Below are 23,236 nucleotides of genomic sequence, written 5' to 3' on the forward strand. Positions count from 1 at the left end.
ACCTTTCCTCCTCGCTGAAAGTGCTTTACAACCCGAAGGCCTTCTTCACACACGCGGCATGGCTGCATCAGGGTTTCCCCCATTGTGCAATATTCCCCACTGCTGCCTCCCGTAGGAGTCTGGACCGTGTCTCAGTTCCAGTGTGGCTGATCATCCTCTCAGACCAGCTAGGGATCGTCGCCTTGGTGAGCCATTACCTCACCAACTAGCTAATCCCACCTGGGCATATCCAATCGCGCAAGGCCCGAAGGTCCCCTGCTTTCCCCCGTAGGGCGTATGCGGTATTAGCAGTCGTTTCCAACTGTTATCCCCCTCGACTGGGCAATTTCCCAGGCATTACTCACCCGTCCGCCGCTCGCCGGCAAAAGTAGCAAGCTACTTTCCCGCTGCCGCTCGACTTGCATGTGTTAGGCCTGCCGCCAGCGTTCAATCTGAGCCATGATCAAACTCTTCAATTTAAGTTTGGTTGCTTCGAAAAGCGGCTCAATGAATTGCTGAATTAACTGCTGCAACTTTCGTTGCTTTGGTCACTTCATCAGACATTGATATCAAAAATTGTTTTTGATGCTCGATGCTGTGAGTGCCCACACAGATTGCTTGATTCAAATTGTTAAAGAGCAGGGTCTGAAACTATAACCCTCACCAGCTTGCTTTGCAAGGTGGACCAGACGCGCACTGCGCCGTGCTGATGGAGGCGCATTATAGGGATATGATTCTCGCTGACAAGCGAAAACTACGTGTTTATTTGAAAAAGACGTTCAGGTGTTTAATCAACAACCAACCAGACTAAAAAACCATCAACAATTCATCTAAATGAGCCTGCACGCCTTCTCTATCGCTACCAATCGGTACCCGTTTTCGCCACATCAAGATCTGCATGCCAGCCACGCCAGGCATACAAAAATGAAAAGGGCCCCTCGGGGCCCTTCATATCACGCTGCTTGTAGATCAGATGGAGAAACTGGAACCGCAACCACAGGTGGTGGTGGCATTGGGGTTGGTCACGGTAAAGCGGGAGCCTTCCAGACCTTCGGTGTAATCCACACTGCCGCCGACCAGGTATTGCAGGCTCATGGGATCGATCACCATGGTGACGCCGCTCTTCTCGACCACGGTATCGCCATCATTGATTTTCTCGTCAAACGTGAAACCGTACTGGAAACCGGAGCAGCCCCCCCCAGTGATGTAGACCCGCAACTTGAGTTCGGGATTCTCTTCTTCGGTGATCAAGGTCTTTACCTTGTTGGCTGCCGCATCCGTCATCTGGATGGGCAAGGGGGCTTCTGCTACTGCACTCATTGCTGACCTCACAACCGTTACATCCACAAACATGGAAACCGCGAAATTATCCAATACCCGACCATTTAGTTCAAGTATTCACCACTCTCTTACTGCGCTGCCGGCAAGGGGGCTGGTTGAGCGACCAGAGGCTTGAGCACCTCGTTCCACTCGGCCACCAGCTCCTGGGCCGGTTGCCGACCCTCCTTCGGGATGAGGATTCTCACCCTGTCCGGGATGAAGCCTGAGGGAAGCTGCCAATTGCCCTCCAAGAGCTGGAAGTATCGCAACGCGTAGCGTCCCTCCCCCACCTTCATGCCAAGATCCCGGCCACTGAGGATCCTGGGCTTGTCAGCCAGACTGCCTTCGAGCCGGATCTGCACCTGCCCCCGAAACAACTCCCGCTTCTTGGCGGGTTGTGTGAGCGCCAGACGATAGTGGTAGCGACCCGGAACACTCGTCTCCTGCAATGTCAGATTGTCGATGGATACCCCCACCTGTTCGCCGGTGGGACGCATGATGCGCTCGAAGAAGGCCAGCTGGCGTTTCTGCTCCTGTACCTGAGCTTCCTGATCCTTGAGCGTCTGCTGAAGTTGCTCGAAGGCGGCCTTCTGGGTCGCCAGCAGGGTCTCCCTGACGCCGAGATCCGTCTTCAGTTGTGCAATGGCCTTGCTCTGACGCTCCAACGTCTCTTGCTGCACCGTCATCAGGCTGCTCTGAGCCAGCTCCTGTCTGTTCCCGACGACATAACCGATACATGCCCCCACGGCCAGCACCACCAATAACTTCACGATTTGGGACATAAGGCCTCTTCTCTATGCCGACATCCACACGGCCGGTTTCTTTTCACTATACGCGACCATGCCGGATTGATACGGATAAACAAAGAGTTAACCGGTCGCGATGCTGCTTTCACCCCGGTTTTGACGCGCAGCAAGCCGTAAAGTTCGCTCCAGGATCTGGGAATAGATAGGGCGCCCCCCCAACCATTGCGCCACCAGGGTTGCCCCTATGGTGGTGATCATCATGGGCAGGATCAGCTGATAGTTGTCGGTCATCTCGGTCACCAGCACGATGCCGGTAATGGGGGCGCGCACGGTGGCGGCGAAGAGCGCCCCCATGCCGGCGATGGCAAAGGCGCCCGGTTCGATGCCGAGATCGGGAAATGCAGAGTGGAACAGGTGACCAAAGATCACCCCGAACAGGGTGCCCAGCGCCAGGGTCGGCGCAAAGACACCACCAGGGGCCCCCGAGCAAAAGCAGATGAGGGTACCCACCAGTCGCACCGAGAAGATGATGAAGAGCGTCGCCATCGCATAGTCTCCCCCCGTCAGATGCGGGATGAGCTCGATTCCCCCTCCAGTGACAGAAGGGGCGAACAGTGACAGCATGCCAAAGGTTCCAGCCACCCCCATGCCGATGATGACGAAGCGGTGACGCTTGTTCTGGTGCAGCGCCAGGTAGCCGTCCTGACAGGCAAGCACCAGCTTGTTGAAGACGAACCCCAGCACGCCAAAGCAGCCCCCCATGAAGAGAAACAGCCAGAGCGCCTTCAAGGCCGGAGCGTCGTAGTGAGGCAGCATGATGACGGGGGATTGCCCTTTCATGTTCTGCAGCATCAGGGTCGCCATGACGGCCGAAATCCCGACCGCCTTGATGGCGAGGAAGGAGTAGCGAAATTGCGGTCGCATCTCTTCCATGACAAACAGTATCCCTGCCAGCGGGGCATTGAAGGCCGCAGCGAGACCACCCGCCGCACCGGCAGCCAGCAGGGCGTGGCCATGCTCCTTGGGCAACCGGAAGATATCCGCCACCATCTTGCCGAGGTTGCCCCCTATTTGCACCGAGGGCCCCTCCCGCCCCAGCACCATGCCGGAACTCAGGGTGCAGACCCCGCCAAAAAACTTCACCGGCAACACCCGCCACCAGCGTACCGGGCGCAGGTCGTCCATGGCCCCTTCAATTTCCGGGATACCGGATCCCCCTGCCTCGGGGGCAAAGGCATGAGTGAGGAAATAGCCGACCAACCCCAGCAGGGCGCTGAAACCAAAGCCGAGCAGGCCGAGCTGCCACCAGGGGCGATCGGCCAGCAAGTCGACACGCTGCTGGGCCAGCCAGTGAACGCAAGACTCGAACAATCCGCACACCAGGCCTGCCAGCAGGCCGACCAGGGCCGCCAACAGGAGCACCAGCAGCGGCATCTTGTCCCGCCGTATCAGGCGCTGCAAGACTGGAGGACGACGCAGCGAGGCCGCGTCGGCGGAAGGAATGGCTTGTTGCTCCATGGATAATCACGCTCATCTAACGAGGACCAGACACACCTCGGCCTCGGCTGCCCAGCTCTGGGCCTTTCTGCTATAGTCGGCCCGTTTCATGTATCACGGGCGAGAGTCCGGGGCGAGAGCGCAAAGCATACTCCTCCCGCCATCCCCTGCCGAGCCGCAATCGGCAGCCTGCGCCCGGGTAACGACCAAAATCCCATTAAGGATGATCCATGTCAAAATCAGATCAGCTGTTTGAACAGGCCCGCCAGACCATTCCGGGTGGCGTCAACTCACCGGTCCGCGCCTTCAACGGGGTCGGCGGCACACCCCGCTTCATCGATCACGCCGATGGCGCCTACCTCTATGACGTGGACGGCCAGGCCTATGTGGATTACATCGGTTCCTGGGGCCCCATGCTGCTGGGCCACAACCACCCGGCCATCAAGGCCGCCGTCATCAAGGCAGTGGAAAAAGGGCTGAGCTACGGCGCGCCGACCGAGATCGAAGTGCTGATGGCCGAGAAGGTGCGCCAGATCGTGCCCTCCATGGAGCAGGTGCGGATGGTCAACTCCGGCACCGAGGCGACCATGAGCGCCATCCGGCTGGCCCGTGGCTACACCGGCCGCGACAAGATAGTCAAATTCGAAGGCTGCTACCACGGCCACGCCGACTCCCTGCTGGTCAAGGCTGGCTCCGGCGCCCTCACCCTGGGTCAGCCCAACAGCCCGGGCGTACCGGCCGATTTCGCCAAGCACACCTTGACCTGCGTGTTCAACGATCTGGACTCGGTGCGCGAAGCCTTTACCCAGTACGGCAGCGAGATCGCCTGTATCATCGTCGAGCCGGTCGCTGGCAACATGAACTGCATCCCGCCGGTGCCCGGCTTCCTGGAAGGGCTGCGCGCCATTTGTGACGAATTCGGCGCCCTGCTGATCCTGGACGAGGTGATGACGGGTTTTCGCGTCTCCCTGCGTGGTGCCCAGGGTCACTACAACATCGACCCGGATCTCACCACCCTCGGCAAGATCATCGGTGCTGGCATGCCGGTGGGCGCCTTCGGCGGCAAGAAGAAGGTGATGCAGCACATCGCCCCGACCGGCCCCGTCTATCAGGCTGGTACCCTCTCCGGCAACCCGGTGGCCATGGCCGCCGGCCTCACCATGCTGGATCTGCTGCTGGAGCCGGGCCTCTATGAGCAGCTGAGCGCCAAGACCGCCCGTGTCGCCGAAGGGCTGAAAGCGGCCGCCGCCAGGCACGGCATCCCGCTTGCCATCAACTACGTGGGCGGCATGTTCGGCTTCTTCTTCACCGACGAGACCGAGATCACCCGCTACGAGCAGGTGACTCGCTGCGACATGGAACGCTTCAAGCGCTTCTATCACCTGATGCTGGAAGAGGGTGTCTATCTGGCACCGAGCGCCTACGAGGCGGGCTTCCTGTCGCTTGCCCACGGCGACAAGGAGATTGAACACACCCTGGCGGCCGCCGAGCGCAGCTTCGCCAAGCTGGCTGGCTGACAAGCAGCAAGATGTGCAGAGGGCCCCGATGGGGCCCTTTTTTGTTTGCTCGTCCCGACAAGGCACCATAGTGGTGCATCCTTAAGTCCCTCACCGGAACCTTGCCACCTGCTGGTGCGCCGCGCCGTACACGGGCTGTCATAAATCGGGCCCACAATTTGCAGGCCCCTGCTTCAGGAGCCCATTGGACCGAGGTGTATATGGCAGAGATGAGCCCCATCGATGTGCTGCGGCGCTATCAGGAGTACGAAACCGAGCTGGCCCCCCTGCTGCTGGGGCTGCTCACCCTCCCCGAGGCGTCTCTCAAGACCTATGCCTTCGTCGAGGAGGTGAAGAGCCTGGCCCCCCAGATCAGGCCAGCCATACTGGCGCCCGTTCCGGCGGCCCAGGGGCAGCTGCGCCTGCTGGTGCAGGGCCATGGCCGGGAGCTGGAGATCAACCTGCACCAGCTGATCGCCTGGCTGATGGGGGACAGAGAGCGGCGGCGCGCCATTCCCTGGTTCAGGGCCGTCTACGTCGTCCTGAGTCTGGCCCTGTTTCTCATCGTCGGCACCCTCATCTGGCACGGGCTGGAACAGCTCTATCTGCTCCTGTGCGGCACCCAGCAGAACCGGCTGGGGGCCTTCAGCGCCATCATCTTCCTCACGCTCGCGCTGGCGGTGTTCGATCTCGGCAAGACCATCCTCGAAGAGGAAGTGCTGCTGCATAAGGACATCTTCCGCCACAGCGCCATCCGGCGCACCATTACCCGCTTTATCGCCGCCATCCTGATCGCGGTCTCCATCGAGGGGTTGCTGCTGCTGTTCAAGGGATCCCTCGGCCAGAGCGAACTGCTCTGGCCTGCGGTGGGGGTGATGGGCTGCGCCGTGGGGTTGCTGCTGGCGCTGGGGCTCTATGTGTTTCTCGGTGCCAGGGCGGAAGCCGCACTGGTCGCCTCCAGCCAGCAGACCGCCCACCCGGAGGGGGCTGCCAGAGGCATCAGAAGACGCGCCAGGACCGGGCGAGCGGGATGACATACCAACGCGGGGCGCCCGTGCAGGCGGGCCTCGCCGACGCCAGCTAGCTCGTCGCCTCTGCCAGCGCGGGCGCTGGCTGTCGCCGCGCCGCCCGCCAGGAGGCGTACATGGTCCAGGAGGTATAGATGACGATGAAGGCCACCAGCCATTTGAGCATCTCCATCTCCATGGATTTGACCAGCATGGCCGCCAGCACCACGCCGATGGGGCCGAAGATGGCCACCGCCAGCACGGCCCTCGCATCGAAAGCCCCCTTGCGAATGAAGGTCCCCGCCGAGAAGACGCTGAGAACGGCGGTGGATCCCATCATGATGGGGAAGGCCACCAGCGGGTTCATGCCGAGCAGATAGACTAGGGTCATGCAGGGGGCGAACAGGCCGATACCGACGTTCATCAGGGCTCCGAACAGGAAGTTGCCGGCAAGGGCGATCCCCAGCTTGTAACCGCTCAGCCCCATGGCCTCGCCACCGAGGGGGAAGAGCCCAAGCAGACCGGCAAAGATGAGACCGGCGACCACCAGCAGGGAGACCGCCATCACCAGCCGGATGGTCTGGCGATCAAAGGAGGCCACGTAACGGGCGCCCCAGGCCGCACCGGCCGCCGCAGCCGCCATCATGCTGATGAGGGTGACGGGATCCACGTTGACCACGCCGATGAAGATGAGAGCCTGGGTCACGGTCGGCAGCACGCACTGGCCGTTGAGGGTACCGGGCAGCACCCGATCATCGACCAACCTGAACTGCTTGTAGCAGGCGGTCTTCACCGCAAAGCTCCCCACCCCCAGGGTATCGAGAAAATTGGCCACAAAGCCGATGGCCGCCACCGGCCAGAAAGGGGTGGCTTCGAGCTGGCCATGACGCCGTTTGTGCCACCAGGCACGGACCAGCATAACGAGAAAGACCAGGGCACAACCGATAAACAAGAGACGCAGAAAAGTGACAAGCATGGGGAGACCTCCAACAACGGGCGGCGATTCTAAGGCAGCGGAGGGAAAAAATCCTGGCCAGGATCATGAGACGACGGGTGCAAACGTTTGGCCCCGACTATTTTGGCTGGCAGAACCCGAATGGGGCTATCCATACTGGTTGGGAGGGCGACAGCCCGGGCTCATCGGGCGTAGTCCTGGTCATTTCGCGACGACCACAGCACCGGTGAGGCGTAAACGAAAGAAGGCGGGGTGACCCGCCTTCTTTTTTCATTCTCCGTCAGGCAATCCAGCGTGGCAGCCGGGGAGCCAGGCGGTCGATCAGGCGATCCGACACGGGAGTGAGCAATAGCAGCGGCAGGCAGATCAGGGAGAGGCAAAGAGCGCCCACATAGACGTCCGTCATCCAGTGCGCACCCGCCAGGATGCGGGGCGCCGAAAACAGGGGCACCATCACCACCGCAACCACCCCGGCCCAGCGCGGCAGATAGCGCAGGGCAAAACCGGCGAAGATCATCAGGAAGAGGGCGTGATCACCGGGGAAGCTGTCACCGGCGGAGTCCTTGGTGGGAATCGCACTGATCTCGGTCAGGCGCAGTGCCCCGTCCACCATCAGGGTGGGGCTGGGACGGCTGACCGGCAACAGATGCCCGAGCTGATTGATCACCAGGGCCCCCAGCAGCATCACGACCCCCATGGCCACCAGACGACGGCGCTCCTGCCCGTCGGCACGGAAGAAGCAACTGGCGAGGATCCCGCCCATGCAGGCCAGCGCGGCCAGATCGAACAGGCGGTTGTTGGTGATGGCCACCAGATCGGCCCAACGGGGGGAGTGGCCAATCCAGCCATTGACCAGCTGGAAGAGGGCGAGATCCCACCCATCCCAGGGGCCGTGCTCAGGCAGGGCGCCCCAACTGAAGGCGATGAGGCCCCCGGCCAGATAGAAAGGAATGAACTTGCTCATGCCGACGTGTCCTTCGAAAAACGCTCATTCTAGGCCAGCCGCAAGATGACTTGCATCACAAAAGTGTAAGAATTCGTGTAACAAAGGTATTCCATCGGCTCTTCTTTTGGCGCCGCCGACCAGGTGGGCAAGCGCGCCCCCTCCTTGGCTCTCCCACCGGTTGCGGCTAGTATGGGCGCTCCCTTCGTTCAGGATGATGATGATGCGCAGCTACCTTCGCATGATGTTGTTTGCCCTCGGTTTGCTGGCAGGTGTACAGATCCCCGGGCTGGTCGATCTCTACTTCCAGCGGCTGGATGCCCGGCTGCAGCAGGCAGGTCTGGCGCTGGCCCCCTTCCAGCGCACGGCGGACCAGCACTTCAATGGCGATCTGCAGGCGCTGGTCGCCCATTACGGTGCCAGCCAGGATCCCGTCTTCACCCAGGATGCCACCAGCCTCCAGCAACTGGTGAACCAGCAGCAGCACCTTCAGGGGGAGATCGCCGTGCGGGAGAGCCCCTGGTACCAGCAGCTCTCCCACCTGTTGCTGCGCGCCGATCCCGCCCTCTGGCAGGATACCCTGCACAACTACGGCTATGTGGTCCCCCTCAAACAGGCCGCCATTTTCTGCGGCGTGGCGGCGGGTCTGCTGGCCTCCCTGGCGGGGGATCTGCTGCTCGGCCTCCTGCTGCTGCCATTTCGCTCCCGCCAGCGCGTCCCCCGTCACGGCCTGCGCTGATCCCCTCTCACTGCCAACCGGGGGGCCCGCCCCGGTTGGCGGCTACTCGAAGGGTTCGAGATAGGCTTCTATGGCCTTCTTCAGCCAGGCCAGCACCTTGCCGTGATGGGCGTTCTCCGACAGATAGACTCCGTAATCACGCCACTGCAGGCTGAACTTGTGCTTCAGGGTCAGCAGTTCCCCCTGGCGCAGCTGGCTCTGGATAAGGGGTGAAGGCAGCACCGCCCAGCCCAGACCATCCAGCACCGCATCCCGCATCAGTTCGAAACTCGACAACCCGATATGCTGCCCCCCGATGGGCAGCAGGCTCTTGACCGAAAACGCGTCCACATAGGAGAGGGTGACCTGGGTGTGATCGGTCAGATCCTGCTGCAACACCCGCTTCAGCCCAGCCAGCGGGTGGCTTGGCGCCACCACCATCAGGGTGCGGATCGGGTTGAGCACGTCAATGCAAAGACCGCTGCGCTCCTGTTCCTCGGTGATGAGGCCGAAGGCGGCATCCACGAACCCCTCTTCCACCAGGGCCGGCAGCTCCGGCGGTGAGGCCAGCACCAGGGAGATGCTGGTGCCCGGAAACTGGCGACGCAGCGCCCCCAGCATCTCGCGCCATACCACCTCGGGAATGGCGTCGTCCCGGGCTACCCGCAGCGCCACCTCGGCACCGGAGGCATGGTGCTCGCACTTGAGCTTCAGGCTGTTGGCGGCCTGCAACAGCCGCCGACAGTCGTCCAGCACTTGCTCGCCGATTTCGGTCAGCCGGCTCTGATTCGCCCCTCGTTCGAAAAGTTCGACGCCAAGCTCCACTTCCAGGGTTGCAATCGCCGAGCTCACGGCGCTGCGACTCTTGCCAAGTCGTCTGGCGGCATTGGCTATCGAACCACTGTCTGCTGTTTCTACAAAGAGTTGTATCTGATTTAGCTTCATGACTTCAAACTGGCGGCAGATTATTCCATCACCACCTTATCCCCTGCCCCGCCCCCAAGGCAAACAAGCAGCGACAGCTTTCTCGACGCTCAGCGATAACCTTGCCCGTTTCGGGTGCCGTTATCCTCTCTTCGTCGCAGCAACAGAAGGAAACTGCATGTCATCCCGTCCCCTGCTTTTGGCCCGCCTCTTCCTGACGGGGGCCATCCTGACCGAGGTCGCCGGCACCTCCTCCATGGCCCTGATCCCAAAGAGCGAGAGCGGCTGGATCCACTATCTGCCGATGTGGCTCCTCATCACCCTCTCCTACCTGCTGCTCGCCAAGGCCGCCAGGACAATCTCCATTGGTATCGCGTTTGCGCTGTGGGAAGGGCTGGGGATCGCCCTCATCACCGCCGTCTCCGTCCTGTTCCTCGGCTACGAGCTGAGCGTCCAGGAGTGGATCGGACTGGCGCTGGCCATAGTGGGGATTGTCATGGTGACCCTGGGCGAGACCCATGATGTACCAGCCCCCACCCGCCAGAGGAGGGAAGCCCCATGCACCCGTTGATCATCGTACTGGGCGCCGCCCTGCTGGATATCGGCGCCAACATGGCAATCAACCGCTCCGTCGGTTTTCGTGACAAGGGGTGGGGCGTCCTCGGCATTCTGCTGGTGCTCTGTGCCTTCACTCTGCTCAGCGAGGCGGTCAGTACCGGCAAGATCGATCTGGCCGTGGCCTATGCCACCTGGGGCGCCATCGGCATCCTGGGCACCGCCCTCGGGGGCCTGCTGCTGTTCGGCGAGCGCCTCAGACCCGTCGGCTGGCTCGGCATGATGGTGATGGCGGTGGCGGTCGCCCTGCTGACCACAGCATGATCCCCTCTCCAACCCCATGAAAAAAGCCGCCCTGTTCCCAGGGCGGCCTTTTCATGGTCAAACCGATCATCCAGATTGCAACAGGCAGCCTAACGCGCTGCCTCGTACAGCTCCAGCGGCAGGCCGTCGGGGTCGGCGAAGAAGGTAAAGCGCTTGCCGGTCAGCTCGTCCACCCGCACCGGCTCCACTTCCACCCCGTGCTGCTCCAGGTGGGCGATGACCCGGTCGAGATCCGCCACCCGAAACGCCAGGTGGCGCAACCCGCACGCCTCCGGCCTGGAGGGGCGGGGCGGCGGCGCCGGGAAGCTGAACAGCTCCAGCTGGCTGCCGTCCGGCAGCGCCAGATCCAGCTTCCACGACTGGCGCTCTGCCCGCAGGGTCTCGGCAATGATGGGCAACCCCAGCACCTGGTGATAGAAGTGGCGCGAGCGCGGATAGTCGCTGGCGATGATGGCCACGTGATGGATGGCCTCAAACAGAGGATGGGTCATGGCAATCCTTGCAAAACGGGCAGCCTGCGCTGCCCGTCTTCGTCAGTTGAAGAAACCGTTGAACCAGTTGTCCAGGGCATTCGCCGGGTCCGAGACCGGGCTGGCACAGCTCATGGGCTCGGCCAGACCGGCCAGCTTGGCCGGCACCTGGAGACTGCCGGGACAATCGCTGGCCACCCGGGCACCGCTCGAGCGGGAGAAGTTGGCCCAGCTCACCCCTTCGGGCATCTTCAGCCCCAGGCTGTTGACCCCTCGCTGGCTCATGTAGCCGCTGAACAGCTGCAGGGCGCCACTGGCACCGGTCAACCCGGCCGGGGTGTTGTCGTCACGGCCGACCCAGACGCTCACCAGCTCGTTGTTGTCCATCCCGGCAAACCAGGAGTCACGCAGCTCGTTGGTGGTACCGGTCTTGGCGGCCATGGTGGCCCCGGGGAACTTGGCACCGAGCGCCCGGGCCGTCCCCTGGCTCACCGTCTTGGTCATGGCGAACAGGGTCAGCCAGCTTGCCTGGGGATCCGTCACTCGCTTGGCCGCTTCGTCATGCTGGTAGAGCTGGCGCCCCTCGCCATTCACCACGGCCCGGATGGCCGACAGGGGCTGGGTCAACCCCTGGTTGGCAATGGGCAGGTACATCTGGTTCACCTCCATGGGCGAGAGCGCCACCGCCCCCAGCACCAGGGACGGATAGGGCTGGATCTCCTGCTGCACACCCAGCTTGTGCAGGGTGTCCACCACCTTGTCCAGGCCTATCTGCATCCCGAGGTTGACGGTCGGCACGTTGAGGGAGCTGGCGAGCGCCTCCATCAGGGGCACGCTCTGGCGGAACTTGCGGTCGTAGTTCTGCGGCGTCCAGATCTGGCCATCCTGGCCGCGAATCCGGATCGGCTGATCTTTAAGCGGCGTGCCCAGGGTCAGGCCGTTGGAGAGGCCGGTCAGGTAGACCGCAGGCTTCACCAGGGAGCCAATCTGACGGCGGGCATCCAGCGCCCGGTTGAAGCCGGCGTAGCGGGGATCCCGTCCCCCCACCATGGCGACCACCTCGCCCTTGTGCCAGTCGGAAACCACCATGGCCGCCTCCAGCTTCTTCTTGCCACGCTGCTTCTCGATGGTGGCCAGACCCGACTCCACCGCCTGCTCGGCGGCGTGCTGGGCGATGGGATCCAGACTGGTGAAGATCTTGAGGCCGGACTGCTTTAGCAGATCCGGGCCGAAGCGGTTCTGGATCTCCCGCTTGAGCAGCCCCATGAAGGCCGGGGTACGGCCATAGCTCATCTGGCCGCGGGCGATAATGCCAAGGGGCTGCTTGCTGGCCAGGTCATACTCGGCCTGGGTCAGGCTGCCGTGATCCGCAAGCAGTTTCAGCACCAGATCCCGGCGCGCCTTGGCCCGGTCGGGAAATCGCCAGGGATCGTAATAGGAGGGGCCCTTCACCATGCCCACCAGCAGGGCCACCTGATCGATGTCCAGCTCGTTGACCGGAATACCGAAGTAGAAGTAGGAGGCGAGCCCGAAGCCGTAGACCCCCTGGGAGAAGTTCTGCCCCAGATAGACCTCGTTGAGGTAGGCCTCCAGGATCTCGTCCTTGCTGTAGCGGTAGTCGATGAGCACCGCCATGTAGGCTTCCTGCAGTTTGCGCCACAGGCTGCGCTCACGGGTCAGGAAGAAGTTCTTGGCGAGCTGCTGGGTGAGCGTACTGCCCCCCTGCACGGTGCGACCCGCCAGCAGGTTGGCTGCCATGGCGCGCATGATGGCCACCGGCGAGACACCGCCGTGCTGGTAGAAGTCCCTGTCTTCCGTGGTGAGCAACGTCACCAGCAGGCTGTCCGGCACCTCGGAGAGGCGTACCAGCAGGCGGTCTTCCCGATCCTCGGTGTTGAGGCGATCGAGCAGCACCGGGTCCATCTGGGCATAGCCGAGCTGGCGCTGGTTCTCCAGGGACTGGATCCCCTCGAGGCGCGCCCCGTTGAAGGTGAGACGCAGGCCACGGGCGCCGTCGGCACCGTCGTGGAACTCGAACGGCCGGCGCACCAGCTCGATGCGATTGCCGCTCACCGCGTACTCACCCGGGGTATGGGGCTGACGCACCTGCTTGTAGCTCAGCATGTTGAGCTCGCGCAGCATCTGGGTCTGGGAGAGCCGCTGGCTGGGATAGAGCTCCAGCGGGCGGCTGTAGACCATCACCGGCAACTGCCACTTCTCGCCGTCGAAGCGCTCGCGCACCTTGGTGTCGAGATAGATGCCAAACACCACCATGAAGGCCGCCACCACCAGAGAGAGCTTGAAGCCCAGCCAGAACAGGGTGCGCCAGATGGTGCGTTTGGGCGCCGCCTTCTTGGGCGTGCGCTTGCGTCGTTGGGTTGCCATAAATCCTCTTGTCGTTCTCCTCGCCATCCCGCTGATGCGAGCGGCCTGCGATGCCTGTTGTGGAGGGGGCTGTGCCACCGCCATCTTGTTCTGATCGTACCGACCGACACTGCCCCGTCGGCTACTCCTGCAATCCCATCTTCTTCTTGGTCACCCGGGTCGGCATCGCCTCCAGCGGGTTGTCCGGCCAGTAGTGACGGGGGTAGCGCCCCTTCATCTCTTTTTTCACCTGCTCATAGGATCCCGCCCAGAAGGCGGCGAGATCCGCGGTGATCTGCAAGGGGCGCTGGGCCGGGGAGAGCAGCTCCACCACCAGGGGCACCCGGCCATCGGCCACGCATGGGGTGGCGCCCAGCCCGAACATCTCCTGGATGCGCACCGGGATCGCTGGCGCCTGACCCGGCTGGTAGCGGATCCGCACCCGGCTGCCGGTCGGTGCGGTGAAGTGGCTCGGCAGCGCCTCGTCCAGCCGCCTTGGCAGGGGCCAGGGCAGAGACTGGCGCAGGATGTCGCTCATGTCGAGCCGCTTCAACTGCTCCAGCCGGGTCATGCCGCTCACCACCGGCAGCAGCCACTGCTCGAGGTCGGCCAGCAGGCTCTCCTCATCCATGGCGGGCCAGGCTTCGTCGGGCAGCCAGTCGCGGGCGCAGCGCAAGCGGGCCAGCAGCCCCTCGCTGCTCTCGTCCCAGGGCAGCACGTGCAGCCCCTTGCGCCGAATGCCCTGCAGCAGGCAGCGCCCCTTCTGTTCATCGGAGAGATCCGTCAGCGGCCGCTGGCCGAGCACCAGCTCGCCGAGCACCTGCTGGCGCTCCGCACGCACCCGTTCTTCCCGATCGTCCCAGTCGAACCACTGGCGCTCGCTCACCAGCTCGGGCAGCTGGCGCACCAACTCATCCAGCGCCACCGGCTCGGCGATGAAGATGCGGCTGCCGCGCTCGTTCTGACCCATTTCGACGGCCACGATGGCCCCCAGCCCCTGGCAGGGATGCCCTTCTACCAGATCGCAGCTCACCCCGCCACTGAGCTGATAGCGGCTGCCACTGCGCAGCTTGCCGATGCGATCGGGCCAGGCGAGGGCGCACAGCAACCCCAGCCATTGACCCTGCGGGCTGCTTGCCCGCACGCCGAGCCGCTCGAACCAGCGGGCCGCCCCCTGGCGCAGGGCGCCCTGACGGCGGTGGAACAGCACGGACAGGCGCTCCGATCCTCGCAGATCTTCTTCCAGCAGCGCCACCAGGAAAGCCGCATCGGCGACAATCCCTGTCAGACCCTCGGATTCCAGCTCCCGGGCCCGCAGCAACATGCGGGCGAGGCGGGGATGGGTGCCGAAGGCCGCCATGGCACGGCCTGCCGGGGTAAGTTGTTGCTCACCCTCCGGGGCCATGGCGCCCAGGGCCACCAGCAACCGCCGGGCGCTGGCCACGGCAGCAGGGGGCGGCATGTCCAGCAGGGGCAGCGCCTCCACCCGGGCCCCCCACTGGGCGGCGTCCATCAGCAGGCCTGTGAGCTCTTGCGTCAGGATGTCGGGGGGACTCTGCTCGGCGAGGCGCTCCTGCACCTCGCAGCTCCACAGCCGGTAGCAGACGCCGGGGCCAAGCCGCCCTGCCCGCCCCGCCCGCTGGGTGGCGGAGGCTTTGGCGATGGGCCGGGTCTCCAGCCGGGTAATGCCGCTCTTGATATCGAAGGTGGCGCGCCGTTCCAGTCCGCTGTCGATGACCACGGAGATCCCCTCGATGGTGAGGGAGGTCTCCGCCACGTTGGTGGTGAGCACCAGCTTGCGACGACCCGCAGGCGCAGGCTCGATGGCAGCCTGCTGGGCCGCGAGGTCAAGACGGCCATAGAGGGGAGCCAGGGTCACATCCCCTGGCAACCGCCCTTCCAGCCACTGTGCCAGCCGCTCTATCTCCCCCTGTCCCGGCAGGAACACCAGGGCACTGCCAGCCTGACTGGCGAGCGCCTCCAGCACCACGGCGCCAACCTGGGGCTCCAGCCACTGCTGGCGATTGGCGGGGCGATAGTGGTACTCGATGGGAAAGCCGCGCCCCTCGGAGCGCACCACGGGGGCACCTGGCAGCAGGCGCTCCAGGGCCATGCCATCCAGGGTGGCGGACATCACCAGCAGCTTGAGATCATCGCGCAACCCCTGCTGGCTTTCGATGGCGAAGGCCAGCGCGGTATCGGCGTGCAGGCTGCGCTCGTGGAACTCGTCAAAGATGACGAGCGACACGCCGGTGAGCTCAGGATCCTGCTGCAGCATCCGGGTCAGCACCCCCTCGGTCACGATCTCGAGCCGGGTCTGGCTGCTGGTGCGGCTCTCCCCGCGCACTCGCAGGCCGATGCGCTCGCCCACCTTCTCCCCCAGCTGACGCGCGAGGAAGCTCGCGATGTTGCGCGCCGCGAGGCGCCTGGGCTCCAGCATGATGATGCGCCCGGGCAGCCGGTGCTGGCGCACCAACTCCAGGGGCAGCAGGGTCGATTTGCCCGCACCGGGGGGCGCCTGCAGGATCACGCTGGTATGGTTGTCGAGGGCTGCAAAGAGTTCGGGCAACACCGGGACGATGGGGAGGGAAGACAAAGCGATGGGCACCTTCTGTGACACTCCTGAAAAGGGGTCCATTCTGCCACAGCCTCCCGGCCATCGTAAGCGCCCCTGCCGGGCAGGGGCAGGAAGCGTCAGGTGCAACACGGCAAGACATCCCGGGAGCGGCTGCCATAGAATGGCCCTTATCCGATGCCCATCACGAGGACCGACACGCCGCATGCCCAAACTCTTCTTTGCCCTGCCCCTGCCAGAGCTTGCCCCCGAGCTTGCGACCTGGCGAGACCAGCGCCCCTGGCCCGGCCAGCCGGTGCCCGAGAGCAACCTGCACCTGACCCTGGCCTTTCTCGGGGAGGCCGACGAAACGACCCAGGCTCGCCTGATCGCGGCCGCCGAGCGACAGCACTGCCCCCCTTTCAGCGTCCATCTGGATCAGACCGGCTGGTTTCAGCGCGCCAAAGCCGCCTGGGTGGGGCCCGGTGAGTGGCCGAACGAGCTGACCGTGCTCGCGAGGGCACTGCGCCGCCACGGTGAAAAACTCGGGCTGGGCAACGGCGAGCAGGGCTATCGCCCCCACGTCACCCTGTCGCGCAAGGCGGGCGAGGCCCCCGGCGAGCTGCCTGCGCCGGATTTTCTGCTCAGGGCCGATCGCTTCTGCCTCTATCAATCCGTAAGCACGCCGGACGGCGTCCACTACGAACCGCTCGCCTGCTGGCCCCTGCGGGCCCGCGTCAAAAACCCGCACCGCGAGGAGCTCACCCCATGATCTTCGATCCCCCCCTGCAGTCCGGGCAGCTGCTCTCCCGCTACAAGCGCTTCCTGACGGATGTGGCGCTCGACAACGGCGAGGTGATCACCATCCACTGCGCCAATACCGGTGCCATGACCGGCTGCGCCCTGCCGGGCACCCGGGTCTGGTACTCCACATCCGACAACCCCAAGCGCAAGCTGCCAAACAGTTGGGAAATCGCCGAGAGCCCGGCGGGTCACTTCATCTGCGTCAACACGGCCCGTGCCAACCAGATCGCCCGGGAGCTCATCGAACAGGGCGCCCTCGCCCCCCTGGCAGGCTATGCCAGGCTGCGCACCGAAGTGAAATACGGGGAAGAGAACAGCCGCATCGACCTGCTGCTGGAAGATGACCACAGGCCGGATTGTTACATCGAGGTGAAATCCGTCACCCTGCTCGACGAACGGGAGCAACCCGGCATGGGGTACTTCCCCGATGCGGTTACCACCCGCGGCGCCAAGCACTTGCGTGAATTGATGGCCATGAAGGCGGCAGGGCACCGGGCCGTGCTGCTGTTCATGGTATTGCACTCCGGCATCGCGAGAATGCGCCCTGCAGCCCATATCGATCCGCACTATAGTCAGCTTGTTGAACAGGCGATGGCGGCAGGGGTTGAAATTTTATGCTATCGCCCCCATGTTGGGGTGCAGGGCATGGTGGCTCAGGATTTTATCCCATTTGAATCTGACCATATGCTACCCGAGGGCAGAGAATAAATGCAGAAGTGGGTAACATTATTGATAAGGCTTGTTTGCCTCCCGTTGACCCTTCTGCTATAGATGTCGCCCTCAATTTATGGATGGCACGGGTAGCGTGCTGAATTAGGAGACAGGGCATGCCAACAGGCGAAAACAGGAAATCTCTGGGCCCCCTGGCCATTGCGGGTGTAGAGCCTTACCAGATGAAAGCCGGTGAGGAGTACATGAATGACCAACAGAAGGTACATTTTCGCAAGATCCTGGGAGCCTGGCGCAACCAACTGATGCAGGAAGTTGACCGCACCGTCGACCACATGAAGGATGAGGCTGCCAACTTCCCGGATCCCGTGGATCGCGCCGCGCAAGAAGAAGAGTTTGCTCTCGAACTGCGCACCCGCGACCGTGAACGGAAGCTGATCAAGAAGATCGAGAAAACCTTGCTGCTGCTCGAAGAAGATGACTTCGGTTACTGCGAGCATTGCGGCATCGAGATCGGCATCCGCCGTCTGGAAGCCCGTCCGACCGCAGACCTCTGCGTGGACTGCAAGACGCTGGCCGAGATCAAGGAAAAACAGATGGCTGGCTGATGCCGCCCATCCACAGGAACGAAAAGGGAGCCCAGGCTCCCTTTTTTATTGAGCTTTTGGTCGGGCCGTCCCAGAATGCAGCCTCAATGCATCGCTTACCCGAATTGCCATGGTCATGACATCCCCCCCCTCCCGACGCCCCTATGTGGGCCGCTTCGCCCCCTCACCGTCCGGTCCGCTCCACTTCGGATCCCTGGTCGCCGCCCTTGGCAGCTTCTTGCAGGCCAGGGCGCAGCAGGGACGCTGGCTGGTGCGCATCGAAGACATCGACCCCCCGCGGGAGATGCCGGGAGCGGCTGACCTTATCCTCACCACCCTGGAGGCACACGGTCTTGGCTGGGATGGGGAGGTGATGTTCCAAAGCGCGCGCCATGGCCGCTATGACGAGATCATCGATCAGCTCTATCGGGCCGGGGATCTCTACTGGTGCCGCTGTACCCGGCGCGAAATCATGGCCGCAGGGGGGTTCTACAACGGCCATTGCCGCGCCCTGGGGCTGACCGCAGAGGGGTGTGCCGCCCGTTTGCGCCAGCACCACCCGGTCTATCGGTTCGAGGATGCGCTGCAGGGAGAGATCACCGTCCCCGCGGCGCTGGCGGAGGAGGACTTCATCGTGCGCCGCCGGGACGGGCTCTACGCCTACAACCTGGCGGTGGTAGTGGATGACATGGACAGCGGCATCACCGAGATCGTCCGCGGCGCCGATCTGCTGGAACCCACGGTGCGCCAGATTGCCCTCTACCAGACTCTGGGGGCTGCCGTCCCCGATTGGGTGCACCTGCCGCTGGCGGTGCAAGCGGATGGCAACAAGCTCTCCAAGCAGAACCATGCGCCGGCGCTGTCGGAGGACGAGGCACGACCGGCCCTGTGGCAGGCGTTGCACTTTCTCGGTCAGTGCCCGCCGCCCGAGCTGATGGCGAGCCGTATCGACGAGATCATCGGCTGGGGCATCGCCCACTGGCAGCTGGCCCGGGTGCCCCGCCAGCAGAAGATCCCGCAAGGGCAAAGCTAGCCCCGGCTGCATTTCTTGCCCCAAAAGGACCAATCAAGGGGAAGCAGGCCACACCGTTTCTCATTTGGTTGGGGCTGAGCTATGATAGGCCGCTATTTTTTTGGCCTCCCGTCAATTTAAAGTCATAACGAGGTGTACCATTTTTTCCCAGATCGCAAACTTTTGCCGCAAAGTGCTCGGCAAGGAAGACGGCGAGCAGTCGGTGGAGTCCCCCATTCCGGCCCGTGTCGCCGGACAGCGCCGTACCTTGAGCCGTGACCAGCACCCGATTTCGCGCAAAGAGATCAGCGAGAATGCCCTCAAGGTGCTCTATCGCCTGAACAAGGGGGGCTATGAGGCCTACCTGGTCGGCGGCGGCGTCCGTGACCTGCTGCTCGGGAAGACCCCCAAGGATTTCGACATCGCCACCGACGCGACGCCGGAGCAGATCAAGGCGCTGTTCAGCAACTGCCGCCTCATCGGCCGCCGTTTCCGCCTGGCCCACATCGTCTTTGGTCGTGACGTGATCGAAGTGGCCACCTTCCGGGGCCACCACCATCAGGTCAATACCAGCAAGCATGTGTCGGCCCAGTCCGATGAAGGCATGCTGCTGCGGGACAACGTCTACGGCACCATCGAAGAGGATGCCGAGCGTCGCGACTTTACCGTCAACGCCCTCTACTACAGCGCCAAGGATTTCACCCTGCACGATTTCGAGGGTGGGCTGGAAGACCTGGCCGCGCGCAGACTGGAGCTCATCGGCGACCCCGAGACCCGCTACCGGGAAGATCCGGTGCGCATGCTGCGCGCCGTGCGCTTCGCCGCCAAGCTCGACATGACCATCAGCCCGCGCACCGCCGCCCCCATCCGGGAGCTGGCCCCGCTGCTGCAGGACATCCCGGCCGCCCGCCTGTTCGAAGAGACCCTCAAGCTGTTCCTGGCGGGGGACGGTCTGGCCACCTACAAGCTGCTGCGGGAATACGGGCTGTTCCAGCCGCTGTTCCCCCAGGTAGCCGCCCTGTTCACCCCCCACGGCAACTCGCCCTACGAGCAGTTCATCGAGCAGGCGCTGATGGACACCGATACCCGGGTCCGTGAAGAGAAGCGCGTCACCCCCGCCTTCCTCTACGCCACCCTGCTGTGGGGCGCCGTCGAGGCCCGCGGCCGCGTGCTGGAAAACGAGAGCGGTCTGCCCTGGTACGATGCCTTCATGCTGGCTATCAACGAGGTGCTCGACAACCAGGTGCGGATCATCGCCGTGCCGCGCCGCTTCACCACGGACGTGCGCGACATCTGGGCCCTGCAGCAGCGCCTGACCCGCCGCCAGGGCAAGCACCCCGAGCGCGCCATGGAGCACCCGAAATTCCGTGCGGCCTTCGACTTCCTGTTGCTGCGCAACCGGGTCGAGCGCGGCCTCGGCGAGTTGGCGAGCTGGTGGGAGCGCTATGTGGCCTCCAACCCGGACGTGCGCCCGCAACTGCAACGGGAGGCGACCCGCCGCCCGGCGAGCGGCGAGCGCGCCGACTCCCGCAGCGGTGATGGCGAGAAGCGCAGCGGCAATGGCCGCAACCGCCGTCGCCCCCGTCGCCGCAAGCCGAAGTCGGCAGAGTAAGGAGCCGCCGATGATCGAGGTCTTCGTCGCCATCGGCTCCAACCTGGCCGACCCCCTCGGCCAGGCTCGCCGCGCCATCGCCGCGCTGGCGACCCTGCCCGAGTCAGAGCTGCTGCAGACCTCCCACCTTTACGGCAGCCGCCCCATGGGCCCTGCGGATCAGCCGGACTACGTCAATGCCGTGGCGCGCCTTGCCACCCGCCTCAGCCCTCTGGCGCTGCTGGACGAGCTGCAGCGCATCGAGCAGGCACAGGGGCGAGTGCGCAAGGATGAGCGCTGGGGCCCCCGGACCCTGGATCTCGATCTGCTGCTGTACGGCGACGAGGTCATCCGGCATGAGCGCCTGACGGTGCCTCACTATGGCATGAAGGAGCGGGAGTTCGTCCTGCTCCCCCTTGCAGAGATAGCCCCCTCCCTGGTGCTGCCCTGCGGCACCCCGCTCACCGAACTGGTTGCCCGCTGCCCGCGCAATGGACTCGCGATCCTGGCCGGTGCAGCAGGCGAGTAGAGAAGAGTAGGAACAACGTAATGAGCAAGATCACCACTACCCACCTGCAGAAGATGAAGCAGGACGGACAGAAAATCACCGCCATCACAGCCTATGACGCCACCTTCGCCAAGCTGTTCGACGACGAGGGCGCCCAGGTGCTGCTCATCGGCGACTCCCTCGGCATGGTATTGCAGGGCGGAGACGACACCCTGGCGGTCAGCATGGACGAGATGGTCTATCACACCCGCTGCGTGGTGCGCGGCACCACCAATGCCCTGGTGGTGACCGACATGCCGTTCATGAGCTACGCCACCCCGGAGCAGACCTACCAGAACGCGGCGCGCCTGATGGCGGCCGGTGCCCGCATGGTGAAGATGGAAGGGGGGGACTGGCTGTGCGACTCCATCCGCCACCTCACCCGCAACGGGGTGCCGGTGTGCGGCCATCTCGGCCTGACCCCGCAATCCGTCCACGTGTTTGGCGGCTTCAAGGTGCAGGGGCGCGACGAGTTCCACGCCCAGGAGATCTACCGCCAGGCGCTGGAGCTGCAAGCCGCCGGCATCCAGTTGCTGGTGCTCGAGTGCGTGCCCGTCTCTCTGGCAGAGCGCATCACCAAGGCGCTGCGCATTCCGGTGATCGGCATCGGTGCCGGCCCTGCCACCGACGGCCAGATCCTGGTGATGCACGATGCCTTCGGCATCACCTCCGGTTATGTGCCCAAGTTCACCAAGAACTTCCTGGCCGAGACCGGTGACATGCGTGCCGCCATTCGTCTCTACGTGCAGCAGGTGAGCGAGGGGACCTTCCCCGGCCCCGAGCACTGCTTCAACTGACTTTCTGTCGTCATGAGCGCGGGGGCCTGTGCCCCCGTCTCGCCCTCCCCCCTGACGACCCCCTCTTTTATTGATTCATCTGAAGGTGAACTGACGATGTTGGTTGTGAACAATCCCGCCGCGCTGCGCGAGCAGATCGGTCAATGGCATCGCGAAGGCCGCGCCATCGCATTCGTGCCCACCATGGGCAATCTGCATCAGGGTCATCTCACCCTGGTCGAGGAGGCCCGCCGCCATGGCGACAAGGTGGTGGTCAGCATCTTTGTGAACCCCTTGCAGTTCGACAAGGCCGAGGATCTCGCCAACTACCCCCGCACCCTGGAGCAGGATTGCGCCGCCCTGGAGGCCGCCGGTGTGGACCTGGTCTTCACCCCGACACCGGAGATCATGTATCCCCAGGGGCTCGCCAGCCAGACCTTCGTCGAGGTGCCCGGCATCTCCAGCCTGCTGGAAGGGGCACTGCGTCCGGGGCATTTTCGCGGGGTCAGTACCGTGGTCACCAAGCTGTTCAATCTGGTACAGCCGAACGTGGCCTGCTTTGGCGAGAAGGATTACCAGCAGCTCGCGCTCATTCGCAAGATGGTGGCCGACATGGCCATGCCCATCGAGATCGTGGGCGTGCCGACCGTGCGGGCCGAAGACGGGCTGGCCCTCTCTTCGCGCAACGGCTATCTGACCGCTGCCGAGCGGGCCATCGCCCCCGAGCTCGCGCGCACCATGAACTGGATTGCCGGGCAGATTGAAGCGGGGAACAGTCACCTCCCCTCCCTGGTTGCCCAGGCCAGCCAACGCCTCGACAACGCGGGATTCAGGACGGATGCCATCGACATCGTCGATGCCGACACCCTGGAATCCGCCAGCGCCGAGAGCCAGCGCCTGGTGATCCTGATGGCCGCCTATCTGGGCAAGGCCCGCCTCATCGACAACCGGGTCGTCGCCCTGCGGGGTTGAGACACGGCAAGGAGACCACGATGTCCAAGAAGGTTTACTGCATCGCCCAGTTCCAGCCCAAGCCGGGCCAGGAGCAGGCCCTGTTCCGCGTCCTGCAAGGGCTCGAACCCGACACCCTGCGTGAAGATGGCTGCCTGCAGTACATCGTCACCCGCCATATCCAGAGCCCCTTTGCCGAGGGGGAGAGCTTCCCCATCGTCTTCAACGAGATCTGGCGCGACATGGCGAGCTTCGAGGCCCACTGCCAGCGCGCCGGTATCAAGGCCTTCTTCGAGCGCTACTGCCTCGCGGATGATGGCCTCGCGGCCAAGTGGAACGTCTGCGTCTACAGCGACGAGCCCGCGGACTACGATGCCCCGGCCCTCTGAGACCGACATGTGCAAATAAAAAGGCGCCCGAGGGCGCCTTTTTGCTGGCAGGTGCTGC

General features: G+C 63.8%; 23 protein-coding genes and 1 rRNA gene. 14 read left to right on the forward strand and 10 right to left on the reverse strand.

The features are described 5' to 3' along the window. From AB5Y64_RS14025 to clcA, 4 genes are all read right to left on the reverse strand, one after another. Positions 1-458: ribosomal RNA gene (locus AB5Y64_RS14025) — 16S ribosomal RNA — on the reverse strand; the annotation flags it as partial. A 490-nt stretch (positions 459-948) separates the two neighbouring features. Beyond that, on the reverse strand, positions 949-1,299 hold the full coding sequence (gene erpA / locus AB5Y64_RS14030) for an iron-sulfur cluster insertion protein ErpA (RefSeq protein ID WP_010675554.1): 351 nt from the start codon (positions 1,297-1,299) through the stop codon (positions 949-951). 89 nt (positions 1,300-1,388) lie between these two features. Further along, positions 1,389-2,081 carry a DUF6776 family protein gene (locus tag AB5Y64_RS14035; RefSeq protein WP_039040863.1) on the reverse strand — a complete coding sequence of 231 codons (693 nt, stop codon included), beginning with the start codon at positions 2,079-2,081 and terminating at the stop codon, positions 1,389-1,391. Positions 2,082-2,168: 87 nt separating this feature from the next. Next, the gene (gene clcA, locus AB5Y64_RS14040) at positions 2,169-3,563 is read right to left on the reverse strand and encodes a H(+)/Cl(-) exchange transporter ClcA (protein ID WP_039040862.1); all 1,395 of its coding nucleotides are present in this window, start codon (positions 3,561-3,563) and stop codon (positions 2,169-2,171) included. A 209-nt stretch (positions 3,564-3,772) separates the two neighbouring features. Here clcA and hemL point away from each other — a divergent pair, with 209 nt between their 5' ends. Together hemL and AB5Y64_RS14050 are read left to right on the forward strand one after the other, a co-directional pair. Beyond that, on the forward strand, positions 3,773-5,059 hold the full coding sequence (gene hemL / locus AB5Y64_RS14045) for a glutamate-1-semialdehyde 2,1-aminomutase (RefSeq protein ID WP_039040861.1): 1,287 nt from the start codon (positions 3,773-3,775) through the stop codon (positions 5,057-5,059). Positions 5,060-5,259: 200 nt separating this feature from the next. Next, positions 5,260-6,072 carry a hypothetical protein gene (locus tag AB5Y64_RS14050; protein WP_039040860.1) on the forward strand — a complete coding sequence of 271 codons (813 nt, stop codon included), beginning with the start codon at positions 5,260-5,262 and terminating at the stop codon, positions 6,070-6,072. A 46-nt stretch (positions 6,073-6,118) separates the two neighbouring features. Here AB5Y64_RS14050 and AB5Y64_RS14055 read toward each other — a convergent pair whose 3' ends face one another. Next, positions 6,119-7,021, reverse strand: coding sequence for a sulfite exporter TauE/SafE family protein (locus AB5Y64_RS14055; protein ID WP_039040859.1), 903 nt, complete (start codon positions 7,019-7,021; stop codon positions 6,119-6,121). 259 nt (positions 7,022-7,280) lie between these two features. Further along, positions 7,281-7,964, reverse strand: coding sequence for a phosphatase PAP2 family protein (locus AB5Y64_RS14060; RefSeq protein WP_010675560.1), 684 nt, complete (start codon positions 7,962-7,964; stop codon positions 7,281-7,283). A gap of 202 nt (positions 7,965-8,166) precedes the next feature. On the opposite strand from AB5Y64_RS14060, the gene AB5Y64_RS14065 reads away from it, so the two are divergent. Next, positions 8,167-8,682, forward strand: coding sequence for a DUF2937 family protein (locus tag AB5Y64_RS14065; protein WP_010675561.1), 516 nt, complete (start codon positions 8,167-8,169; stop codon positions 8,680-8,682). A 42-nt stretch (positions 8,683-8,724) separates the two neighbouring features. Here the strand turns inward: AB5Y64_RS14065 and AB5Y64_RS14070 are convergent, their stop codons facing one another. Beyond that, the gene (locus AB5Y64_RS14070; protein WP_039040858.1) at positions 8,725-9,606 is read right to left on the reverse strand and encodes a LysR family transcriptional regulator; all 882 of its coding nucleotides are present in this window, start codon (positions 9,604-9,606) and stop codon (positions 8,725-8,727) included. Between the two features lie 157 nt (positions 9,607-9,763). Between AB5Y64_RS14070 and AB5Y64_RS14075 the strand changes: the two genes are divergently transcribed. Continuing rightward, positions 9,764-10,156 carry an SMR family transporter gene (locus AB5Y64_RS14075; RefSeq protein WP_319882424.1) on the forward strand — a complete coding sequence of 131 codons (393 nt, stop codon included), beginning with the start codon at positions 9,764-9,766 and terminating at the stop codon, positions 10,154-10,156. Then, a complete protein-coding gene (locus AB5Y64_RS14080; protein WP_010675564.1) occupies positions 10,144-10,464 on the forward strand; it encodes an SMR family transporter in 321 nt (106 codons plus the stop codon). The genes AB5Y64_RS14075 and AB5Y64_RS14080 overlap by 13 nt, the downstream gene beginning before the upstream one ends. Before the next feature lie 89 nt (positions 10,465-10,553). Here the strand turns inward: AB5Y64_RS14080 and AB5Y64_RS14085 are convergent, their stop codons facing one another. The 3 genes from AB5Y64_RS14085 to hrpB all read right to left on the reverse strand — a co-directional run bounded on the left by AB5Y64_RS14085 (position 10,554) and on the right by hrpB (position 15,894). After that, positions 10,554-10,955 (reverse strand): VOC family protein, encoded by a 402-nt coding sequence (locus tag AB5Y64_RS14085; RefSeq protein WP_010675565.1) that lies wholly within the window; start codon positions 10,953-10,955, stop codon positions 10,554-10,556. A 42-nt stretch (positions 10,956-10,997) separates the two neighbouring features. Further along, positions 10,998-13,319 (reverse strand): penicillin-binding protein 1B, encoded by a 2,322-nt coding sequence (gene mrcB / locus AB5Y64_RS14090; protein WP_010675566.1) that lies wholly within the window; start codon positions 13,317-13,319, stop codon positions 10,998-11,000. A 121-nt stretch (positions 13,320-13,440) separates the two neighbouring features. Beyond that, on the reverse strand, positions 13,441-15,894 hold the full coding sequence (gene hrpB / locus AB5Y64_RS14095; RefSeq protein WP_368204025.1) for an ATP-dependent helicase HrpB: 2,454 nt from the start codon (positions 15,892-15,894) through the stop codon (positions 13,441-13,443). A gap of 184 nt (positions 15,895-16,078) precedes the next feature. Here hrpB and thpR point away from each other — a divergent pair, with 184 nt between their 5' ends. The 9 genes from thpR (at position 16,079) to AB5Y64_RS14140 (ending at position 23,178) form a co-directional block, all read left to right on the forward strand. Next, a complete protein-coding gene (thpR, locus tag AB5Y64_RS14100) occupies positions 16,079-16,624 on the forward strand; it encodes an RNA 2',3'-cyclic phosphodiesterase (RefSeq protein WP_039040852.1) in 546 nt (181 codons plus the stop codon). Further along, entirely contained in the window at positions 16,621-17,364 is a 744-nt protein-coding gene (sfsA, locus tag AB5Y64_RS14105) for a DNA/RNA nuclease SfsA (protein ID WP_039040851.1), read from the forward strand. The genes thpR and sfsA overlap by 4 nt, the downstream gene beginning before the upstream one ends. A gap of 119 nt (positions 17,365-17,483) precedes the next feature. Continuing rightward, the gene (dksA, locus tag AB5Y64_RS14110; protein WP_029314801.1) at positions 17,484-17,933 is read left to right on the forward strand and encodes an RNA polymerase-binding protein DksA; all 450 of its coding nucleotides are present in this window, start codon (positions 17,484-17,486) and stop codon (positions 17,931-17,933) included. A gap of 109 nt (positions 17,934-18,042) precedes the next feature. Continuing rightward, positions 18,043-18,945 carry a tRNA glutamyl-Q(34) synthetase GluQRS gene (gluQRS, locus tag AB5Y64_RS14115; protein ID WP_039040850.1) on the forward strand — a complete coding sequence of 301 codons (903 nt, stop codon included), beginning with the start codon at positions 18,043-18,045 and terminating at the stop codon, positions 18,943-18,945. Positions 18,946-19,045: 100 nt separating this feature from the next. Then, a complete protein-coding gene (pcnB, locus tag AB5Y64_RS14120) occupies positions 19,046-20,536 on the forward strand; it encodes a polynucleotide adenylyltransferase PcnB (RefSeq protein ID WP_039040849.1) in 1,491 nt (496 codons plus the stop codon). Positions 20,537-20,546: 10 nt separating this feature from the next. Continuing rightward, on the forward strand, positions 20,547-21,044 hold the full coding sequence (gene folK / locus AB5Y64_RS14125; protein ID WP_039040848.1) for a 2-amino-4-hydroxy-6-hydroxymethyldihydropteridine diphosphokinase: 498 nt from the start codon (positions 20,547-20,549) through the stop codon (positions 21,042-21,044). A 20-nt stretch (positions 21,045-21,064) separates the two neighbouring features. After that, positions 21,065-21,859 carry a 3-methyl-2-oxobutanoate hydroxymethyltransferase gene (gene panB, locus AB5Y64_RS14130; RefSeq protein WP_039040847.1) on the forward strand — a complete coding sequence of 265 codons (795 nt, stop codon included), beginning with the start codon at positions 21,065-21,067 and terminating at the stop codon, positions 21,857-21,859. A gap of 96 nt (positions 21,860-21,955) precedes the next feature. Beyond that, complete coding sequence (gene panC / locus AB5Y64_RS14135; protein WP_039040846.1) at positions 21,956-22,810, forward strand: pantoate--beta-alanine ligase; 855 nt, start codon at positions 21,956-21,958, stop codon at positions 22,808-22,810. A gap of 20 nt (positions 22,811-22,830) precedes the next feature. Further along, on the forward strand, positions 22,831-23,178 hold the full coding sequence (locus AB5Y64_RS14140) for a putative quinol monooxygenase (RefSeq protein ID WP_010675576.1): 348 nt from the start codon (positions 22,831-22,833) through the stop codon (positions 23,176-23,178). Positions 23,179-23,236: the final 58 nt, after the last annotated feature.

The organism is Aeromonas sp. R5-1, from assembly GCF_040908265.1.
Classification (GTDB): Bacteria; Pseudomonadota; Gammaproteobacteria; order Enterobacterales; family Aeromonadaceae; genus Aeromonas; species Aeromonas caviae.

Excerpts from the sequence above, each read along its gene's own strand:
- panB (WP_039040847.1), top strand. The coding sequence starts at position 21,065 with ATGAGCAAGATCACCACTACCCACCTGCAGAAGATGAAGCAGGACGGA.
- thpR (WP_039040852.1), top strand. The coding sequence starts at position 16,079 with ATGCCCAAACTCTTCTTTGCCCTGCCCCTGCCAGAGCTTGCCCCCGAG.
- folK (WP_039040848.1), top strand. The coding sequence starts at position 20,547 with ATGATCGAGGTCTTCGTCGCCATCGGCTCCAACCTGGCCGACCCCCTC.
- clcA (WP_039040862.1), bottom strand. The coding sequence starts at position 3,563 with ATGGAGCAACAAGCCATTCCTTCCGCCGACGCGGCCTCGCTGCGTCGT.
- AB5Y64_RS14050 (WP_039040860.1), top strand. The coding sequence starts at position 5,260 with ATGGCAGAGATGAGCCCCATCGATGTGCTGCGGCGCTATCAGGAGTAC.
- AB5Y64_RS14060 (WP_010675560.1), bottom strand. The coding sequence starts at position 7,964 with ATGAGCAAGTTCATTCCTTTCTATCTGGCCGGGGGCCTCATCGCCTTC.
- AB5Y64_RS14055 (WP_039040859.1), bottom strand. The coding sequence starts at position 7,021 with ATGCTTGTCACTTTTCTGCGTCTCTTGTTTATCGGTTGTGCCCTGGTC.
- erpA (WP_010675554.1), bottom strand. The coding sequence starts at position 1,299 with ATGAGTGCAGTAGCAGAAGCCCCCTTGCCCATCCAGATGACGGATGCG.
- AB5Y64_RS14140 (WP_010675576.1), top strand. The coding sequence starts at position 22,831 with ATGTCCAAGAAGGTTTACTGCATCGCCCAGTTCCAGCCCAAGCCGGGC.
- AB5Y64_RS14075 (WP_319882424.1), top strand. The coding sequence starts at position 9,764 with ATGTCATCCCGTCCCCTGCTTTTGGCCCGCCTCTTCCTGACGGGGGCC.
- AB5Y64_RS14065 (WP_010675561.1), top strand. The coding sequence starts at position 8,167 with ATGCGCAGCTACCTTCGCATGATGTTGTTTGCCCTCGGTTTGCTGGCA.
- panC (WP_039040846.1), top strand. The coding sequence starts at position 21,956 with ATGTTGGTTGTGAACAATCCCGCCGCGCTGCGCGAGCAGATCGGTCAA.
- dksA (WP_029314801.1), top strand. The coding sequence starts at position 17,484 with ATGCCAACAGGCGAAAACAGGAAATCTCTGGGCCCCCTGGCCATTGCG.
- gluQRS (WP_039040850.1), top strand. The coding sequence starts at position 18,043 with ATGGTCATGACATCCCCCCCCTCCCGACGCCCCTATGTGGGCCGCTTC.
- sfsA (WP_039040851.1), top strand. The coding sequence starts at position 16,621 with ATGATCTTCGATCCCCCCCTGCAGTCCGGGCAGCTGCTCTCCCGCTAC.
- AB5Y64_RS14085 (WP_010675565.1), bottom strand. The coding sequence starts at position 10,955 with ATGACCCATCCTCTGTTTGAGGCCATCCATCACGTGGCCATCATCGCC.
- AB5Y64_RS14080 (WP_010675564.1), top strand. The coding sequence starts at position 10,144 with ATGCACCCGTTGATCATCGTACTGGGCGCCGCCCTGCTGGATATCGGC.
- hemL (WP_039040861.1), top strand. The coding sequence starts at position 3,773 with ATGTCAAAATCAGATCAGCTGTTTGAACAGGCCCGCCAGACCATTCCG.
- AB5Y64_RS14070 (WP_039040858.1), bottom strand. The coding sequence starts at position 9,606 with ATGAAGCTAAATCAGATACAACTCTTTGTAGAAACAGCAGACAGTGGT.
- mrcB (WP_010675566.1), bottom strand. The coding sequence starts at position 13,319 with ATGGCAACCCAACGACGCAAGCGCACGCCCAAGAAGGCGGCGCCCAAA.
- AB5Y64_RS14035 (WP_039040863.1), bottom strand. The coding sequence starts at position 2,081 with ATGTCCCAAATCGTGAAGTTATTGGTGGTGCTGGCCGTGGGGGCATGT.